Annotated in this window: 6 protein-coding genes; all 6 read right to left on the bottom strand. The window is 69.1% G+C overall.

Annotated features, from left to right (window positions below):
• Positions 1 to 11 precede the first annotated feature (11 nt).
• The 6 genes from glgB to glgX all read right to left on the bottom strand — a co-directional run bounded on the left by glgB (position 12) and on the right by glgX (position 18,291).
• Positions 12 to 2,309: a 1,4-alpha-glucan branching protein GlgB gene (glgB, locus tag ASF27_RS04315; protein WP_056358046.1), complete on the bottom strand. Its 2,298-nt coding sequence runs from the start codon at positions 2,307 to 2,309 to the stop codon at positions 12 to 14.
• On the bottom strand, positions 2,310 to 5,567 hold the full coding sequence (gene treS / locus ASF27_RS04310; RefSeq protein ID WP_056358043.1) for a maltose alpha-D-glucosyltransferase: 3,258 nt from the start codon (positions 5,565 to 5,567) through the stop codon (positions 2,310 to 2,312).
• A gap of 169 nt (positions 5,568 to 5,736) precedes the next feature.
• On the bottom strand, positions 5,737 to 9,120 hold the full coding sequence (locus tag ASF27_RS04305; protein ID WP_056358040.1) for a maltotransferase domain-containing protein: 3,384 nt from the start codon (positions 9,118 to 9,120) through the stop codon (positions 5,737 to 5,739).
• Between the two features lie 170 nt (positions 9,121 to 9,290).
• The gene (locus tag ASF27_RS04300) at positions 9,291 to 14,198 is read right to left on the bottom strand and encodes a malto-oligosyltrehalose synthase (RefSeq protein WP_056358037.1); all 4,908 of its coding nucleotides are present in this window, start codon (positions 14,196 to 14,198) and stop codon (positions 9,291 to 9,293) included.
• A complete protein-coding gene (treZ, locus tag ASF27_RS04295) occupies positions 14,198 to 16,009 on the bottom strand; it encodes a malto-oligosyltrehalose trehalohydrolase (protein WP_056358034.1) in 1,812 nt (603 codons plus the stop codon). The genes ASF27_RS04300 and treZ overlap by 1 nt, the downstream gene beginning before the upstream one ends.
• Before the next feature lie 185 nt (positions 16,010 to 16,194).
• Positions 16,195 to 18,291 carry a glycogen debranching protein GlgX gene (gene glgX, locus ASF27_RS04290; protein WP_056358031.1) on the bottom strand — a complete coding sequence of 699 codons (2,097 nt, stop codon included), beginning with the start codon at positions 18,289 to 18,291 and terminating at the stop codon, positions 16,195 to 16,197.
• Between the last annotated feature and the right edge of the window lie 44 nt (positions 18,292 to 18,335).

Here is an 18,335-nt window from a genome sequence, read left to right as displayed (position 1 = left end):
GGAGGCTGGCCTCAATCCTCGCGGACAAAAATCGTCGTGGCGAGCGGCGGGATGGTCAGGCTGACGGAGTGGCTCTGGCCGTGGCTCGGCACGGCTTCGGCTCGGACCCCGCCCATGTTGCCGACATTGGAGCCGCCGTAGCGCTCGGCATCGGAGTTGATGGCCTCGCGGTAGAACCCCGCCTCCGGCACGCCGATCCGGTAGCCTTCGCGCACGACGGGCGTGAAGTTCGAGACCACCACGGCGACCTCGCCGGCCTCGCGGCCCTTGCGGGCCCAGGCGATGACGCTGTTGTCCTGGTCGTCCGCCACCAGCCACTGGAAGCCGGCGGCCTCCGTGTCGCGGGTGTGGAGGGCCGGCACGGCGGCGTAGAGGTGGTTGAGGTCGCGCACCAGATCCTTGACGCCCTGGTGATGCGGATCGTCGAGGAGGTGCCAGTCGAGGGACTGGTTGTGGTTCCACTCCTTCTCCTGGCCGAACTCGCAGCCCATGAAGAGCAGCTTCTTGCCGGGGTGACCCCACATGAAGCCATAATAGGCCCGGAGATTGGCGAATTTCTGCCAGCGGTCGCCGGTCATCTTGCCGAGCAGCGAGCCTTTGCCGTGCACCACCTCGTCGTGGGACAGGGGTAGGATGAAGTTCTCCGAGAAGGCGTAGAGCAGGCCGAAGGTCAGGTCGTGGTGGTGGTAGCGCCGGTGGATCGTCTCCTTCGAGACGAAGTTCAGGGTGTCGTGCATCCACCCCATGTTCCACTTGAAGCCGAAGCCGAGGCCGCCGGTGTAGGTCGGGTGCGAGACGCCCGGCCACGAGGTCGATTCCTCCGCCACCGTCAGGGTGCCGGGGGCGTGACTGTAGGTGGCCTCGTTGGTCTTGCGCAGGAAGTCGATGGCGTCGAGGTTCTCGTTGCCGCCGTAGCGGTTGGGGATCCACTCGCCCTGCCGGCGCGAATAGTCGAGGTAGAGCATCGACGCGACGGCATCCACGCGCAGGCCGTCGAGATGGTAGTGCTCGAGCCAGAACCGGGCGTTGGCGGCGAGGAAGGTCGAGACCTCCGTGCGGCCGAAATTGTAGATGTACGTGCCCCAATCCTGGTGGAAGCCCTGGCGCGGGTCGGCGTGCTCGTAGAGGTGCGTGCCGTCGAACTGGCCGAGCCCGTGGGCGTCGAGGGGAAAGTGGCCCGGCACCCAGTCGAGCATCACGCCGATGCCGGCCTCGTGCGCGGCGTCGACGAAGGCGGCGAAGTCGTCGGGCGTGCCGAACCGGCTCGTCGGCGCGAACAGCGAGACCGGCTGATAGCCCCATGAGCCGTCGAACGGGAATTCCGTGATCGGCAGCATCTCGATGTGGGTGAAGCCCATTTCCTTCACGTAGGGGATGAGCCGGTCGCCGAGCTCCTTGTAGGTGAGGTAGCGGTTGCCCTCCTCCGCCACCCGCGCCCACGACCCGAGATGGACCTCGTAGATCGAGATCGGCACGTAGCGCGGGTCCTTGACCCCGCGGGTCTCCATCCACTTCGCGTCGCTCCAGGTCGGGGTGCTGGTCCCCTGGAGCACGGAGGCGGTCTCGGGCGGGTGCTGCGCCGCGAAGGCGACGGGATCGGCCTTGAGGGGCAGGACAGTGCCGTCGGGGCCGCGCAGCTCGAACTTGTAGTGCGCGCCGGCCTTCAGGCCCGGAATGAACAGCTCCCAGACGCCGCCGTTCTGCCAGAGGCGCATGGGGTGGCGCCGGCCGTCCCAGGCGTTGAAGTCGCCGACCACGCTGACCCGGCGGGCGTTGGGGGCCCATACGGCGAAGCGGAAGCCCTGGATTCCGTCGACGTCGCGCGCCTGGGCTCCGAGGATGCGGTAGGTGACGTTGCTGCCGACCTCGCGCAGGGCGTCGATGTCGTGCTGCTCCAGGGACGAGCCGAAGCCGTAGGGGTCGTGGCGGGTGCGCTCGGTGCCGTCCCAGTCCTCGACGGCGAGTTCGTAGAGCGGGCGGCCCTGGGATTCGACCCGGGCGACGAAGAAACCGTCCGGGTGCTTGCGCTCGAACGGAATGCGCTGGCCCGCCGTCAGCAGGGTGGCGCCCTTCGCCTCGGGCAGCACGGCCCGAACCTCCCAGGTGCCCGGCCCGACCTCGTGGGGGCCGAGCACCGAGAACGGGTCGCCGTGGTTCGCCGACATGATGGCGGCGACCGCGTCGGGGTGCACGCCGCGCGTCTCAGCAGGCGCCCGCGTGCCCGTGGCAACAGGCGTTACGTTCGCGGCCCCCGAGGTTGCCGATGCGTGCCCGGTGCGGCCCGCGAACGTCTCGTCGATGCCCGTCATTCAAACGCCTCTCTTGATGTCGTCCAGAATGGTCAGAACCCCACGTGCGGGGATTTCGATCCAGTCGGGACGGTTGTTGGCCTCGTAATCGACCTCGTAGAGGGCCTTGGTCAGGAGGCAGAGCTTGAGCAGCCGGCTCTCCGTCTCCGCGTCCGTCACGGCGGCGCGGCTGACCGAGACGGCCTCCCGGTAGCCGTCGAGGAAGGCTGCATCGATCATGCCGCGCCAGGCGATGGAGGCCCGGCGTGCCCGCTCCTCGGAATCGGCGAAGCGCACGGCGATCTCGCGGGTCACGGTCTCGGCGCCGTAGGCGAACGAGCGCATCATCCCGGCGACGTCGCGCAGGGGCGTCGACTTGAGGCGGCGTTCGTCGGCCGGCCGCGAGGGCTCGCCCTCGAAGTCGACGATGATGAGGTCGTCCTCCGCGGCCAGGACCTGGCCGAGGTGGTAATCGCCGTGGATGCGGGTCTTCATCGCGCCGACGGGTGCCCGGGCCGTGAGCGCCTCGATGGCGTCCTCGACCTCGCGGCGGCGGCCGGCGAGTTCCGTGCTCGCCACGTTGGCCGCCCGTCCCGCCAGGGCGTCGAGGCCCCGGAAGGCGCGCTCGGCCTGACGGCGGGTGTCTTCGCCGAGCGCCTGCAGGTCCGCATGCTCGAACGGCTCGGCCGCGAAGGCCGGGTCGTCCGTCTCCACCGCGAAGGCGTTGTGCATCTCGGCCGTGCGCCGGCCGAGCAGGACCGCCCAGCGCAGGTGGGATTCGAAGGCCTCGTCCGGCGTCGGCGCCTCGCTCTCGGGGGCGAGCACCACCGTGTCGAAGTCGCGGCGCAGGCCTTCCAGCATCAGGGTCCAGGCATCGCCCTGGTTGAGGACGAACTTCTGCAGAACGGCGATGGCGGTGCGGACGCCGTCGGGATCGACATGCTCGACCACGCCCAGCAGCGCCGGCGTGTTGGAGAAATGCGCCGTCTCCGTGAGGAAGCGCCCGACCTCGATCTCGGGATGCACGCCGGTCTGGAGCCGCCGGAGCAGCTTCAGCATCATCTTCGAGCCGATGGCGATGGAGGTGTTGCTCTGCTCGGCGCTGAGGTTGCGCACCTCGCCGGCATCGAACGTGATCGCCGGGTCGAAGGCGGAGGTGGTCGAGAACACGAGCTTGCCCGTCTCGGTGGGCAGTTCGCGGCCTTCCCGCATGCCTTCCACAATGGCGACGGCGAAGGCCGGCGAGGCGGAGGCCCCGAACAGCAGGCCCGTGCGCGGACCGCGCCGGACGCGGGCCACGGCGAACGGCATCAGGGTCTCGTCCTCGCGGCCCTCGTCGACGGCCACGGGCACGAAGTAATCCTGCCGCTCGCCGTTGGCGAGGTGGACCGCCACGCGCGGTAGGAGGAAGCGCGCCTCGCCGGTGTCGTCCTTGAGGGCGACGCTGTCGATGACCTGCACGGACTTGATGCGCGAGCCCTTGGCGCCGAACCAGCGCCGGGTGGCGATGAAGCGCGGCGCCACGGTGCGCTCGAAGGCGGTGCGCTCGCGGCCCGCCATCAGGGTGTCGATGCCGCCGGTGAGCACGAGGGTGAACAGTTCCGGCGTCTCCGGCTGCGGGCCGATGCTGCCGGTGTTGGCGGCACTCAGGGAGAACCAGTAGAAGCCGTAGCTCGGTAGCGTCAGCAGGTAGGGCAACTCGCCGATGGCCGGGAATTCCGATCCGCCGGTGAGCTCGATGGGCACGGCGTTGCGCAGTTCCGACAGGTCGAGCTGCACCGCCTGCGGCGCCCGCGACAGGTTGGCGACGCACAGAACGCGCTCGCCCTCGAACTCGCGGATCCAGGCGAGCACCTTGCGGTTCGACGGATACAGGAACTGCATGCCGCCGCGCCCGAGGGCGACGGAGTTGTTGCGGATGGCGATCATGCGCCGGGTCCAGTTCAGCAGACTGGTCTGCGACTGGGTCTGCGCCTCGACGTTGATGGCGTCGAACCCGTAGATCGGGTCCTGCACGGAGGGCAGGAACAGCTTCGCCGGATTGGCTCGGGAGAAGCCGCCGTTGCGGTCCGGGGACCACTGCATCGGGGTGCGCACTCCGTCGCGGTCACCGAGATAGATGTTGTCGCCCATGCCGATCTCGTCGCCGTAGTACAACACCGGCGTGCCCGGCATCGACAGGACGAGGGACTTCATGAGTTCGATCTTGCGGCGATCGTTCTCCAGCAGCGGCGCGAGGCGGCGCCGGATGCCGAGGTTGATGCGCGCGCGGCGTTCGGCGGCGTAGAACGACCACAGGTAGTCGCGCTCCTCCGCGGTCACCATCTCGAGGGTGAGCTCGTCGTGGTTGCGCAGGAAGATGGCCCACTGGCAGCCCTCGGGGATCTCCGGGGTCTGGCGCATGATGTCGGTGATCGGGTGCCGGTCTTCCCGGGCGATGGCCATGTACATGCGCGGCATCAGGGGGAAGTGGAATGCCATGTGGCATTCGTCGCCGTCGCCGAAATACTGCGCCGTCTCCTCGGGCCACTGGTTGGCTTCCGCCAGCAGCATCCGGTCGGGATAGCTCGCGTCGAGGGCCGCGCGGATCGCCTTGATGACCGTGTGGGTCTCGGGCAGGTTCTCGCAGTTCGTGCCGTCGCGCTCGATGAGGTACGGGATCGCGTCGAGGCGCAGGCCGTCGACACCCATGTCGAGCCAGTAGCGCATCACCTCGATGACGGCCTCCAGCACGGCCGGGTTGTCGAAGTTGAGATCCGGCTGGTGGCTGTAGAACCGGTGCCAGAAATACTGCTTGGCGACGGGATCCCAGGTCCAGTTTGACGTCTCGGTGTCGAGGAAGATGATGCGGGTGTCGGAATACGGCGTGTCGGTGTCCGACCAGACGTAGAAGTCGCGCTCCGGCGACCCGGCCGGCGCCTCGCGGGCGCGCTGGAACCAGGGGTGCTGGTCGCTGGTGTGGTTGATGACGAGCTCGGTGATGACGCGCAGGCCGCGCTCGTGCGCCGCCTCCACGAACTTCCGGAACTCCTCCATCGTGCCGTAGGAGGCGTTGACCTCACGGTAGTCGCCGATGTCGTAGCCATCGTCGCGCAGGGGCGACGGATAGAACGGCATCAGCCAGATCGCCGTGACCCCGAGGTCGCGGACGTAGTCGAGCTTCTGCGTCAGGCCCTCGAAATCGCCGATCCCATCGTTGTTCGAGTCGAAGAACGACTTGACGTGGATCTGATAGATGATGGCGTCACGGTACCATTGCGGATCGCTGCGATCGATCATCGCGTCGTTGCCTCATGCATCGAGTTCAAGGGCGTGGTCGGAGTGTGCGCACCGGGGCCCGTACGGGGATCGCCGGGTGCGGCGTCCGTCGGAGGGATAGGCGCCGACACTGAGGCGACACCGCGACGATCGGGTCCGATCGCCGGGGTTTCTGCTGACATGGGTGCGTTCAAGGCGCAACCCGGCGCGGGGCCCGAAGGCGCCAGACGATGGCCGAACGCTCGGCCGGATCGAAGGCGATGCGGTGGGATTTGCCCCGCAGTTCGAATGTGTAGCCCAGCAGCAGGTCCTCGACCTCGACGGCGCCGTCGTCGGGTTGGCCGAGAAGCCAGAGCGGCACCTCGTAGGTGCATTCCTGGCGGTTCTTCGGATCGAGGTTGACCATGGTGAAGATGCAGTTGTCGCCCTCGGGCGTCGTCTTGGCGTAGGCGATGATCTCGTCGTTGTAGGCGCCCGTGAACACCACATTGCGGAAATCCCACAGGGCCGGGTTGTCCTGGCGGATGCGGTTGAGCTTGACGATGTGCTCACGGATGTTGCCGGGCCGGTCGTAGTCCCAGGCCTTCAGCTCGTACTTTTCGGAGTTGAGATACTCTTCCTTGCCGGGATAGGGCGCGGCCTCGCAGAGTTCGAAGCCGTTGTAGATGCCCCACACGCTGGAGAGCGTCGCGGCGAGGGTGGCGCGCACCACGAATCCGGCCCGCCCGCTGGTCTGAAGGTAGATCGGGTTGATGTCGGGCGTGTTGGCGAAGAAGTTCGGCCGGTAATACTCGCCCATCTCGCCGGCGAGCTCGGTGGAGTAGTCGATGAGGTCGGCCTTGGTGTCGCGCCAGGTGAAGTAGGTGTAGCTCTGCTGGTAGCCGGCCTTGGCGAGCTTCTTCATCATCTTGGGCCGGGTGAAGGCCTCGGCGAGGAAGATCACGTCGGGGTAGCGGCCGTTCACCTCCCCGATCATCCACTCCCAGAACGGGATCGGCTTGGTGTGCGGATTGTCGACGCGGAAGATGCGGGCACCGAGGGCGGCCCAGCCGAGCACGATGTCGCGCAGCTCGATCCACAGGGACGGCAGGGCGCCGCCGTAGAAGTGGACGTTGGAGATATCCTCGTACTTCTTCGGCGGATTCTCGGCGAACTTGAGCGTGCCGTCGGGGCGCCACTCGAACCACTCGGGGTGGTCCTTGATCCAGGGGTGATCGGGCGAGCACTGGATGGCGAAGTCGAGAGCGATCTCCATGCCGTAGGCGTGGCTCGCCGCCACCAGCCGGCGGAAATCATCGAGGGTGCCGAGGTCGGGATGCACCGCCTCGTGCCCGCCCGCCTCCGAGCCGACGGCGTAGACGGAGCCGACATCGCCTTCCAGCGCCTTGAGGGTGTTGTTCTTGCCCTTGCGGTTGGTCTTCCCGATGGGGTGGATCGGGGTGAAGTACAGCACGTCGAAGCCGAGTTCGCGGATCTCGGGCAGGCGGGCGATCACGTCGTCGAAGGTGCCGTGGCGGCTGACGTCCATGGACTGCGAGCGCGGGAAGATCTCGTACCAGGCCGAGAACCGGGCCGCGAGGCGGTCGGCGATGACGGGCACGTTGACGGGGTAGCGCGACAGGTTCACCCGCGGTGCGTAGCGGCGAACGAGGCCGGCGTTCTCCGGCGCCAGCATGAGGTCGAGCTGGGCCGCCGAGCCCGTGGTCTCGGCGTCCAAGGCGGTGGCCAGCGCCTTCAGGCGGTCGCGGTCTGCGCCCTCGGCCTCGTCGGTGGCGTCGACCACGAAGGCGATGCCCTCGACGGTCTCCAGCTGGACGTCGACCCCGGCGTCGCGCTTCTTCAGGGTGTCGCGCATCCAGGACGAGAAGGCGTCGCGCCACGCCCGGATGGTGAACTCGTAGCGGCCGTTGCGCTCCAGGGGAAAGTGCCCGCCCCAGCGGTCGTTCTCGATGAACGCCATCGGGTCGGAGGCCCAGATCTCCTCGCCGACGACGCGGGACAGGATCTCGGCGTCGATGATCTCGTGGCCGTCGCTGAAGATGTCTGCGGTGACGTGGACGCTCTCGCCGACCACGCGCTTGACCGCCGAGCGGCCGCCGTCGATCTCGGGCGACACCGCCTCGATCACGACGCGGCCCTCGCCCGTCGGCGTGGTGAGCGGCGGATCCTTCGCGACCGTGTCGCGGGTGGCGCTCAGGATGCGGACTTCGCCGGGCTGCAGGTCGATGCTGATGCCGGGCGTGAACGCGATGGGGGCGACGTCCGGCGTGCGGTCGGTGAAGGCACCGAGCATCCCGCCCGTGCGGGCGACGAGGGGGGCGGCGTCCAGCGTCACGGGCGTCGCGCCGGGATTGTGCAGCACCAGCACGGCGTTGCGGGCCGAGGCGCCGTGGCCGGTGTCGAAGCGCAGGAGGGCGACGAAATCCGCGTCGGGAGCCGAGATCCGCGCCTGCGCCCCCTCGACGTTGGCGGCCGAGAGCTCGGCCCGCAGGGCGTTGATGGCGGTGACATAGGCAGAGATATCGATGCCGGTGCTGGATTCACGGGCCTCGGGGGTGGTCTCGACCACGTGCAGGCTCTTGGCGTAGCCCCACTCGTACCCGATGGGCATGAGCACGCCGGCCGAGAAGAAGGCCGCGAGCGCGTAGCGGGCCTTGAGGTGGCGGGCGACGGCCTCGGCATCGCCGTCGAGATCCGCAGCGAGGCGGGCCATGTCGTGGTTCTCGGGGAACGCGATGGAAGGGGCGACGACGCGCAGGCGGTCGTACTGTTCCAGGGCCCAGGGAGCCCGGAGGTCCCACCAGGCGAAGCTGTTGAACAGGTAGTCGAACCCGGCGCCCGCCGTCGCCTGCGCCTCCTCGAAGGTGCAGCCGAGGGTCTCGGCGGCGAACAGGCACCCGGGCTCCACCGCCTTGGCGGCCCCGATCAGGTCGCGCCACACGGGGGCCGGCACCTTGTAGGCGGCGTCGCAGCGGAAGCCGGCGACACCGAGATCCTGCAGGCGGTTGACGTAGCCCGACCACAGGGCGGTCAGCTCCGTGCGGCTCTTGTCCGTGTGATAATCGAGCTCGGCGAGGTCGCCCCAGACCGTGCGCTTGCTCGGATCGTCGGGATCGACGGCGTAGGGGCTCTCGATCTCGCCGTCGGCGTCGCGCAGGAACAGGTCGGGCCGGTCGCGGGCGAGCGCGCCGTCCCGGGCGGTGTGGTTGACCACGAGGTCGGTCATCACCGAAAGGCCCTGAGCGCGGGCTGCGGCGCAGAACCGGCGGATCTGCTCGTCGTCGGAGGTGCCGTCCTGGTCGCGGAAGCGCTCGTCGAGGCGGTCGGTGTCGGCCACCGCGTAGAGGCTGCGCGAGCCGCCGGTCTGGTGGAACGGGTTGAGGTACACCCAGTCGAACCCGAGGCCGGCGATGCGCGGCAGTTCGGCCGTCCAGGCCGAGACCCGTCCGACGAGGAGGGGGAACAGGTTGTAGATGCGCGGTCCCTCGGCGCGGGGTGCGAGGCTCTGCGGGAGCGTCACCACGCCGGCGTCGGTCCGCGGGGCGGTACGCGTTGCGGGGCTCGGTGCGTTCATGCGTGCTCCATTGGGGTTTGGTGTCTGGCGCCTTCCCTCTCCCCTCTGCGGGAGAGGGTGGCCCGCGAAGCGGGTCGGGAGAGGGGAGCGCGGTGTCCGGAGGGGGCGTCCCCTCTCCCGCCTGCTCCGCAGGAACCCTCCCCCGCAGGGGGGAGGGTTGTGAAAGGCGTTTAAGCCGTCCGCTTCAGGACCGCGTAGGGCAGACGCGCGAACAGGCGGTCGAGTTCGATTCGTCCGTCCGTCGCCTCGGCGGTCTCCCCGGTGACGAGGTCGATCCAGGCACTTTCAGCCATCACCGGCAGGTATGTTCCAGCGAACCCCGCCCCGCTCCACACCGCATCCCCGACGAGGTCGGAAACGAGGCGCGGCACGGCCACCAGAAGGTCGCCCGCGCCACTCGTCGCATCCGAACGTGTGAACGCGATGACATGGGCGGCGCGCCCGCCGGTCGGCACCACGACCTGGTAGTCCGCCTCGGCGTAGAAGGCCGGCCGCTCGGTGCGGTCGGCGAGCAATCGGGCGAGGGTCGCCTGCTTCACCCGTCCGTCGCTCCAATGCGCCAGGAGGTCGGCGACGTCGCCGCCCTGTTCGAGGGACCGGGCCAGCGCCGGATAGTCCACCGGGCGACGATTGTCGGGATCGACGAACGAGAAGTCCCAGAACTCCGTGCCCTGGTAGGTGTCGGGCAGGCCCGGCAGGGTCGCTTTCAGCACCGTGCGGCCGAGGCCCGCGATCATGCCGAGATGCGCCAGACGCTTGGCGAAGGGCCGCATCCGCGCCAGGAACTCCGAGCCCGGGACCACGAGCTTGGCGAAGAGGGCGTGGACGGCGCCCTCGTAGGATTCGTCGACGTTGACCCAGCTCGACCGGCGCTTCGCCTCGCGCAGGGCTTTTTCGGAATAGGCGTCGAGGCGCGTGCGGAAATCCTCGATGGCCGCGGGCTCGTCGTCGTCGAGCAATTCCAGCGGCCACGCGCCCAGTATCGCCTGGAAGAACATCCACTGGTCGTTGGCATCCGGCACCGCCTCGCCGTCGATGGTGGTGAGGTGCGGCCCGGCCAATTCCCGCCACGTGGTCCAGGCCTCGGCCCAGTCCCCGGGCATCTCCGAGAGGGCGAGCAGGCGCGAGCGGGCGTCCTCGCCCCGCTTGGTGTCGTGCGTCGCCGTCGCGATCATGGCGTTGGGCCAGTCGCGGGCCCGGGCCGCCTGGAGGGCGTGGAAATGCTCCGCGTCGATGCCGTACTCGCCCGGATCGCCGCCGACCTCGTTCAGCGCCAGCAATTCGGAGAAGCGGTAGAACAGCGTGTCCTCCAGGCTCTTCGCCATCACCGGGCCGGTGAGCTGCTGGAAGCGGCGGCGGAAGCGCAGGATCACCGCCGGATCGGGGCGGCCCGGTCCGGTGACGTCGATGCGGCCCAGCATGGCGTCGGCGGCGAAGTCGTGCACGGAGCGGTCCGGCAGGGCGCTCCAGCGCTTGGCCTTCTTCACCGCGTTCTCGATGAGGCGGACATCCTCGTCCTCGACGTCGCTCTCGTCGAGGTCACCCGGCAGATAGCTGCGATAGGTGGGGAAACGCGCGATGATCTCGATGAGCGCCCGACGGATGGCGTTCACCGAAAAGTCGCGGGTGCGCCTGTCGGCATCGGCCACGGCCTTGAGGTCGGAGGTCATCACCTCGAGTTCCGAAGCGAAGCTGATCTCCAGGATCTCGGCCTTGGCCGCGCGAAGCTGGAACTTGTAGGGCTCGTCGAAATGCGTGCGCGCCTCGTAGAGGTCGCGGATCGCCGCTTGCTTGCCCTTGTCGACCAGGATGCCGTCGAGCTGGTTCAGCACGTCGTAGCCGGTGGTGCCGGCGACGGGCCATGGCCGCAGGCGCTCGCCGGGCTCCAGAATCTTCTCCACGACGACGTAGAAGCCGGGGCCGACGGCGGCCTGCAGGGCGCGGGCGTAGCCCTGCGGATCGGCGAGACCGTCGATGTGGTCGATGCGCAGCCCGTCGATGCGGCCCTCGCGGATGTGGCGGAACACCGTCTCGTGCGAACGCTGGAACACATCCGACTTCTCGACGCGCAGGCCCGCGAGCCCGTTCACGTCGAAGAACCGGCGATAGTTGATGTCGCTCGCCGCCACCCGCCAATGGGCGAGCCGGTAGGATTGCTGTTCCAGCAGGCGGTGCAGGGGCCCGAAGCTGTCGGGATGGCCCTTGGCGCCGTTCAACAGGCGAAGGGTCCGCCCGATGGCCTCCGCGATGGCGGGCGACGCCGCCACCGCTTCGACGAGGCGCTCCTTCAGGTCCTCGGCCTCGGCCGGGAAAGCCATGCGGCGTTCCGCATTGGTCTCCTCGCCCATGAGGCGCAGGCGTTCGGAGATCCCCAGCACTTCGAGGGCCGCAGCGTCCTCGATGTCGCCCAGCGCCGCCAGCGAGCGGTTGAGGATGGTCGGATATTGCTGCGGGCAGATCGGGAATTCGTGCTCGTAGTGCCAGACGCTAAAGGCGCCTTTCTGCGGGTCGAACTTGAGTTCGAGCGTACCCTTCTCCAGGGCCTCGCCGTAGCGGTCGCCGAGGAACGGCACCACGAGCTTGTTGTTCGCGCCGAGGCGCGACCAGTCGATGTCGAACGCGTCCGCGTGGGGCGACAGGCCGCCCCATTCGAGCACCGAGAGCCACCACGGATTGTCGGCCCCGCCGACGCCCATGTGGTTCGGAACGATGTCGAGGAGCAGCTTCAGTCCGGCCGCGTGCAGGGTCTCGGAGAAGCGCACGAAGCCTTCTTCCCCGCCGAGCTCCGGGTTGATGGTGGCGTGATCGACGATGTCGTAGCCGTGGGTCGAGCCCGGCCGTGCCTTCTGGATCGGCGAGGCGTAGACGTGGCTGATGCCGAGCTTCGCCAGGTACGGAACGATCTTTTCCGCGTCCGCGAAGGTGAAGTCCTTGTGGAACTGCAGGCGATAGGTGGCGCGCGGCGGGGCCGAGGCGAGGCGCGCGGCACCCGAGCGCGGCCCGCGTTCCTCGGCCGCCAGGGAGGCGGCGAGCTTGGCCAGCGGCCCGCCCGGGGCCGCGATGGCCTCGAGGGTCCGGTCGAGCTTGCGCCGCCAGTTCGGGTAGCCCTCCGTCGAGCCCGGCACGTTGGCCTGAGACAGTTCGGAGACCACGTCCTCGTACTGCACGGCGGTCAGCATCGACGGCGCGCGGGCGAGGTAGCGCGCGGCGGCCTCCAAGGGCGCGGCTTCCGGCGGATCGTAGCTCGGCAGCAACTGCTCGGCGGCCAACGCCTCGGTGAGGCGGGTGCGCTCGTCGACGCGCTCGCGCCGCTCGGCGTCGGCGCGCTCGGAATCGTAGAGGCCGAGCGCTTGACGGGTGTCGGTGTCGACGCCGCGCCACCAGCCGAGGAAGGTCGGCAGGTCGTGGGTGGTGATGGCCGTCAGTGCCTCGCGCGGGTAGGCGGCCGGCGGCTTGAAGCGGGCGCCCTGCTCGCGCTCGAAGGCGAGGATGCGGTAGCTCAGGATTCCGGCCTGCATCAGGGCATCGGAGAAGCCCTCGGGCGCCGTGCCGAGATCCTCGGCGATGACGAGGCACTTCGCCCGGTGGCTCTCGAGGCGCAGCACGGCCAGCATCGGCTCGAACGGCATCGCCACGTAGGCGCCGGCCTGGGCCGTGGCGCCCAGCGGGATCAGGAACAGGCGGGCGAGCTGGAACGCGTGGTCGATGCGGATGGCACCGGCGTGGCGCATGTTCGCCTGGACCAGCGCCCGGAAGGCGGCGAGCCCGTCCCGCTCCAGTTCCAGCGGATGGAAGGCCGGGAGGCCCCAATCCTGGCCCTTCGGGGCGAGCAGGTCGGGCGGGGCGCCGATGGAGACGCCGTTGGCGAAGCGCTCCGGGTGGGACCAGATCTCGGACCCGCCGCGATCGGCTCCCACGGCGAGGTCGCGGTAGAGGCCGAGACGCATGCCGGTGCCCAGCGCGATCTCGGATGCCTCTTCGAGCTGCCGGTCGGCGAGGTACTGGAGCCACACGTGATAGGTCACGGCCTCGGCGTGCTCGACCGCGAAGGCCCGCACGGCCTCGGTGCCGTTGCGCTGGAACTCTTCCGGCCAATCGCCGAGCCATTGGGCGCCCTGGCCCTGGAAATGTTCGGCCAGCGCCTCGAACGTGCCGTGGGCTTCGAGATCGGCCCCCCCGGCGGTGCGGAAGGCGGCAAAGCGCGCATCGGTGCCGTCGCGGACGGCGGATTCCTGCCACAAGGCGCGGAGCACCGGCGAAAGCACGCCCCAGATACCGGCGTGGTCGACGAGCTTCGATTCGCGCAGGGCCTCGACGCGCGCGGACATGGAATCGAGGAGGGCGGCCGCCTTCGAGCCGACGAAGCCCGGCAGAACACCGGGCTCGATGAACAGGGTCTCGAGGAACAGGCGCGAGGACGGCGAATAAGGCGAGATCTTGGTGCGGTCGGTGGCGAACAGGGCGTGGACCGGGCTGAGGCCGAGGAACGACGCGCCGCGCAGGCCGGCGTCGCGGGCGGCCCGCCCGGCATCCGCGTAGGAGCCGATGCCGAGGTTGTCCGGCGAGCGCAGGCCGTAGAGCTGGGCCGCGAGCCCCCAATCGCGCGCACCCTCGTCCGCATAGGCGCGCGGACGCCAGCAGCGCTGCGGCGCGGCGATGACCCAGGACTCGGCGCGGTGCTCGCCGAGGGTCGCGGTCAGACGGTGGTAGCCGGGCGTGAGCGGCGGAAGCTCGAAGCCGGCGTCACCTGAGGCCGAAACCGCGACGCGGCCCTCGCGGAGATGGCCGCGCTCGTCGACGAGGCGCCACGCCAGGGTGCCGGCCGACGACGCCCGCAGGGGTACCCGCGTGGCCCGTCGGGCCTCGACCGGCAGGAGCGACGGAACGAGGCCCTCGCGGACCGCCGTCACTTCCGCGAGACTCCCGGCGATCTCGGCATCGGTGCCCACCGGGAAGCCGAGGGCGGCGATCATGCCGGCCCGGGTCTCCAGGCTCGTCTCGACGGGCTGCCCGAAGGCGTCGGTGTAGCCGGGGGCGACGCCGAGGAGATCGGCGAGGCGTTCGAGGTCGCGGCTCATCAGTTCACACCCGTCAGGAAGATGCCCGTCCAGGACGGGAGTTCGATGGTCTGCCCGGTGACGACGTCGGCGCCGTTGCACCAGACGATCTGGCCGCCGCCGCGCGCCGTCTGGAGCGGCGCGTCGCCGAAGTTGGCAACGAAGCGAAGCCAGCCGCCGTCGTAGCGCCACGTGCACTCCACGGCGTCCGGACGCGGCAGGGAAGCCGTTGCTCCCCGATAGGCGGTCTTGGTGAGCGGCACGACGGTCTGATGCCGGATCTGCAGCAGGTTGCGGGTGTCGGCCCAGACCCCGCGATGCGGCGCACGCTCGATCTCCGACCAGTCGATCCGCGAATCCGTGAAGGTCTTGTCCTCCGTCGGATCGGGAATCACCGAGGTGTCGTCCGCGAACGCCGCGAAGCTCTTGAACTCGCGCCGCCGGCCCTCGCGGACGGCCTTGTTCAACTCCTCGTCCGGCGCGAAATCGACGAAGAACAGGAACGGCGCCGTCGCCGACCACTCCTCGCCCATCCACAGCATCGGTATCTGCGGGCTGAGCAGCAGGCCGGCGCGGGCGAGGGCCAGCTTGGCCGGGTCCGAGAGCGCGCTCAGGCGCTCGCCGAGGGCCCGGTTGCCGACCTGATCGTGGTTCTGCAGGAAGGTGACAAAGGCCGACGGCGGCAGATGCGCCGAGGGTTCGCCGCGCGGGTGGTTGTCGAGGGTCGGGAACGGCTCGCCCTGGTAGGCGAAGCCCTCCGACAGGCAGCGGGCGAGATGCGCGACGGGCTTGTCCGCGAAACTCTCGTAGTAGCCGGCCTCCTCGCCCGTCAGCAGCACGTGCCAGCAATGGTGCAGGTCGTCGGCCCATTGCGCCGTGTGCTGGACGGGCTGGCCGTCGTCCTTGCGCTCCAGCCACTTGGCCTGATTGGCCTCGTTCTCCAGCACCAGATGGATGTGGCGGCCGGGCAGACGCGCCCGGATGGTCTCGGCGAGCTCACCGATGAAGTGTTTCTCGGAATCGTCGAGGATGGCGTGCACCGCGTCGAAGCGCAGGCCATCGAAGTGGTACTCTTCGAGCCAGTACAGGGAATTCTCGATGAAGAAGTCCCGCACCGTCCGGCCGCTGGTCTCGCCGTCGAAGTTGATGCCCGCACCCCACGGCGTCTGGTGCCGCTCCGTGAAGAACGTCTTGGCATAGGCATGGAGGTAGTTCCCGGCCGGCCCGAAGTGGTTGTAGACCGCGTCGAGGAAGACCATCAGGCCGAGCGAATGCGCCTTGTCGACAAGGCGCTTGAGATCGTCGGGGCGGCCATAGGCACCGTCCGGCGCGTAGGGCAGCACGCCGTCGTAGCCCCAGTTGCGGGTGCCCTTGAAGTCGGCCAGCGGCAGAAGTTCGATGGCGGTGACGCCGAGGTCGCGCAGCTCCTCGAGCTTGCCTTCGAGGGCCGCGTAGGTGCCCTCTCGCGTCGCCGTGCCGACATGGAGTTCGTAGAGGACGGTTTCCTCCCACGGACGTCCGGTCCAGTCGGAATCGCTCCAGTCGAAGCTGCGCGGGTCGATCACCTCGCTCAGGCCGGACACGTCGTCGGGCTGAAACCGCGACGCCGGGTCGGGCACCACGAGATCGTCGTCGATCCGGTAGCCGTAGCGAGCCCCGGCTTTCACGCCCGGCAGGGTGACGCGTCGCCAACCCTCGCCGGCATCCGGGATCTCGTGGTCCGTCCCATCGACCACCAGGGCGACGCTCTGTGCCGTGGGGGCCCAGAGGGCGAATCGCACGCCGTCTTTTCCCGCCTCGCCGCCGAAGGCCATCGCATGGGCTCGCCGCATTGCGGTTCGTCTTTCGTGATCACGTGAGGGGCGACGGGCGGACGCAGCCGCCGACCCTTCAAAAGGCTACGGGCCGCGCTCTGGTTCCATCGTTTCGAGGTAAGGCGGACCCGCGCTCCGGCAACCGCCCACCCCAAGAGAATTGTGCGGTGCGGGATCGGTTCCTCGACCAAGTGGACGTGGCCTTAACGCCCGTACGTCGCCGGTCGTGTCCGCAGGACATAGAGCGCACGCGGCTCGAGATGCACGCGCGCCCCGGCCGGAAACAGGGTCTGCCCTTCGGGTACGGCACCGGTCGCCCGTGTGGTGTCGAACATCAGACTCCAGGGTCCGTCGATGATCGGCGCGAGGGTGAAATCGCACGGGGACTCGGCGGCATTGACGAGGAGCAGGAGGCGGTCGGCATCGGGCAGATCATTGCCGATCTGCATGCCGAAAGTCTGGCGGCCGTCGTCGGCCCAGGCCGCGCCATCCATCTCCGCCCCGCAGGGCGACAGCCAGTGCACGTCGCGCAACGGGCCCTCACCGACGGTACCCCCGGTGAGGAAATCGCGTCGGCGCAGGGCCGGCTGCTCCCGGCGCAGGCGGGTGAGGTTCGCGACGAAGGCCGTGAGCGCCGGATCGGGGTCGCTCTCCCAATCGACCCAGTTCGTGGCGTTGTCCTGGTTGTAGGCGTTGTTGTTCCCATTCTGGCTGCGCGAGCGCTCGTCGCCCATGAGCAGCATCGGCACGCCCTGCGCCAGGAAGATCGTGGCGAGGATGTTGCGCTTCTGGCGGGCGCGTACCGATAGAATCGCGGGATCGTCGCTCGGACCCTCGACGCCGTAATTGCGCGTGAGGTTGTGGCCGTGGCCGTCGCGGTTGTCCTCGCCATTGGCGAGGTTGTGCTTGTCCTCGTAGGCGACGACGTCCGCCAGGGTGAAACCGTCGTGCGAGGCGGCGTAGTTGACGCTGGCCAGCGGCGTGCGGCCGGAGGCGGCAAAGATCTCGCGGGAGCCCGACAACCCCTGCGTGACCTTCGACAGCACGCCCGGGTCGCCGCGCCAGAACCCGCGCACGCTGTCACGGAACTGGTCGTTCCACTCGCTCCAGCCGCGGGGATAGGCGCCGAGCTGGTACCCGCCCTGGCCGATGTCCCACGGCTCGGCGATCATCTTGACCCGCGAGAGGACCGGATCCTGGGCCACGGCCTGGAAGAAGGCGGCCTTCGCCGAGAAATCGTGCGGTACGCGCCCGAGACTGGTGGCGAGGTCGAAGCGGAAGCCGGCGACGCCGTAGGCCGTCACCCAGTGGCGCAGGGAATCGAGGGTGAGCTGCATCACCCGGGGATGGTCGAGGTCGAGGGTGTTGCCGCAGCCGGTGCAGTCGATCTCCCGGCGCGGGTTGGATGGGTCGAGCTTGTAGTAGCTCGCGTTGTCGATGCCGCGGAACGACAGGGTCGGGCCGGAATGGTCGGCCTCGGCCGTGTGGTTGTAGACCACGTCGAGGAACACTTCGATCTCGGCCGCGGCCAATTCGCGGATCGCCGCCTTGAGGCCGCCGATCCCGGCCGGCCCGCGATAGCGCGGATCGGGGGCGAAGTAGTTGAGCGGCGAGTAGCCCCAGAAATTCACCAGCCCCTTGTCGACGAGGAAGCGGTCGTCGGCGAAGGCCTGGATCGGCAGGAGCTCGACGGCGGTGACGCCGAGCTTCAGCAGGTGCTCGATGATCGCCGGATGGGCCAGGGCGGCGTAGGTGCCGCGCGCGGCCTCGGGAACGTCGGGGTGGAGCTGCGTCAGCGCCTTGACGTGGGCCTCGTAGATCACCGTCTGCGACACGGGCCGGCGCACGGGGTGGATGGCGAGGTCGGGCACCTCCGGCGCGGTGACGACGCCGCGCGGCATGTAGGCGGCACTGTCGCGCCGATCGATCTGGTCCTCGCGCAGGAGACCGCGGCGGTGGCCGTAGAGGGCGTCGTGCCAGCGGATACGGCCCTGGATCTCGCGGGCGTAGGGGTCGAGGAGGAGTTTCGCCGGATTGAACCGGTGCCCACGCGCCGGGTCCCACGGTCCATGCACGCGGTAGCCGTAGAGCTGCCCGGGAAACACCCCGCGCAGGTGCCCGTGCCAGACATCTTCCGTGCGGCAGGGGAGCCGGATACGACGCGTCTCGAGCCGCTCGCCCGGCTCGAACAGGCACAGGTCAACGGCGGTGGCATTCTGGGAGAACAGCGCGAAGTTGACGCCGCGGCCGTCGAAGTGGGCCCCGAGCGGCGCAGGCACGCCGTCGTCGCGGCCGATCATGCTGTCAGTCACAGAAACGTCCGGGATAGGGAGAGCCAGACGAG

Source organism: Methylobacterium sp. Leaf102 (genome assembly GCF_001422425.1).
Taxonomy (GTDB): Bacteria; Pseudomonadota; Alphaproteobacteria; order Rhizobiales; family Beijerinckiaceae; genus Methylobacterium.
Note: the sequence above shows the minus strand (reverse complement) of the source record. Positions and strands in the feature narration are given on the sequence as shown.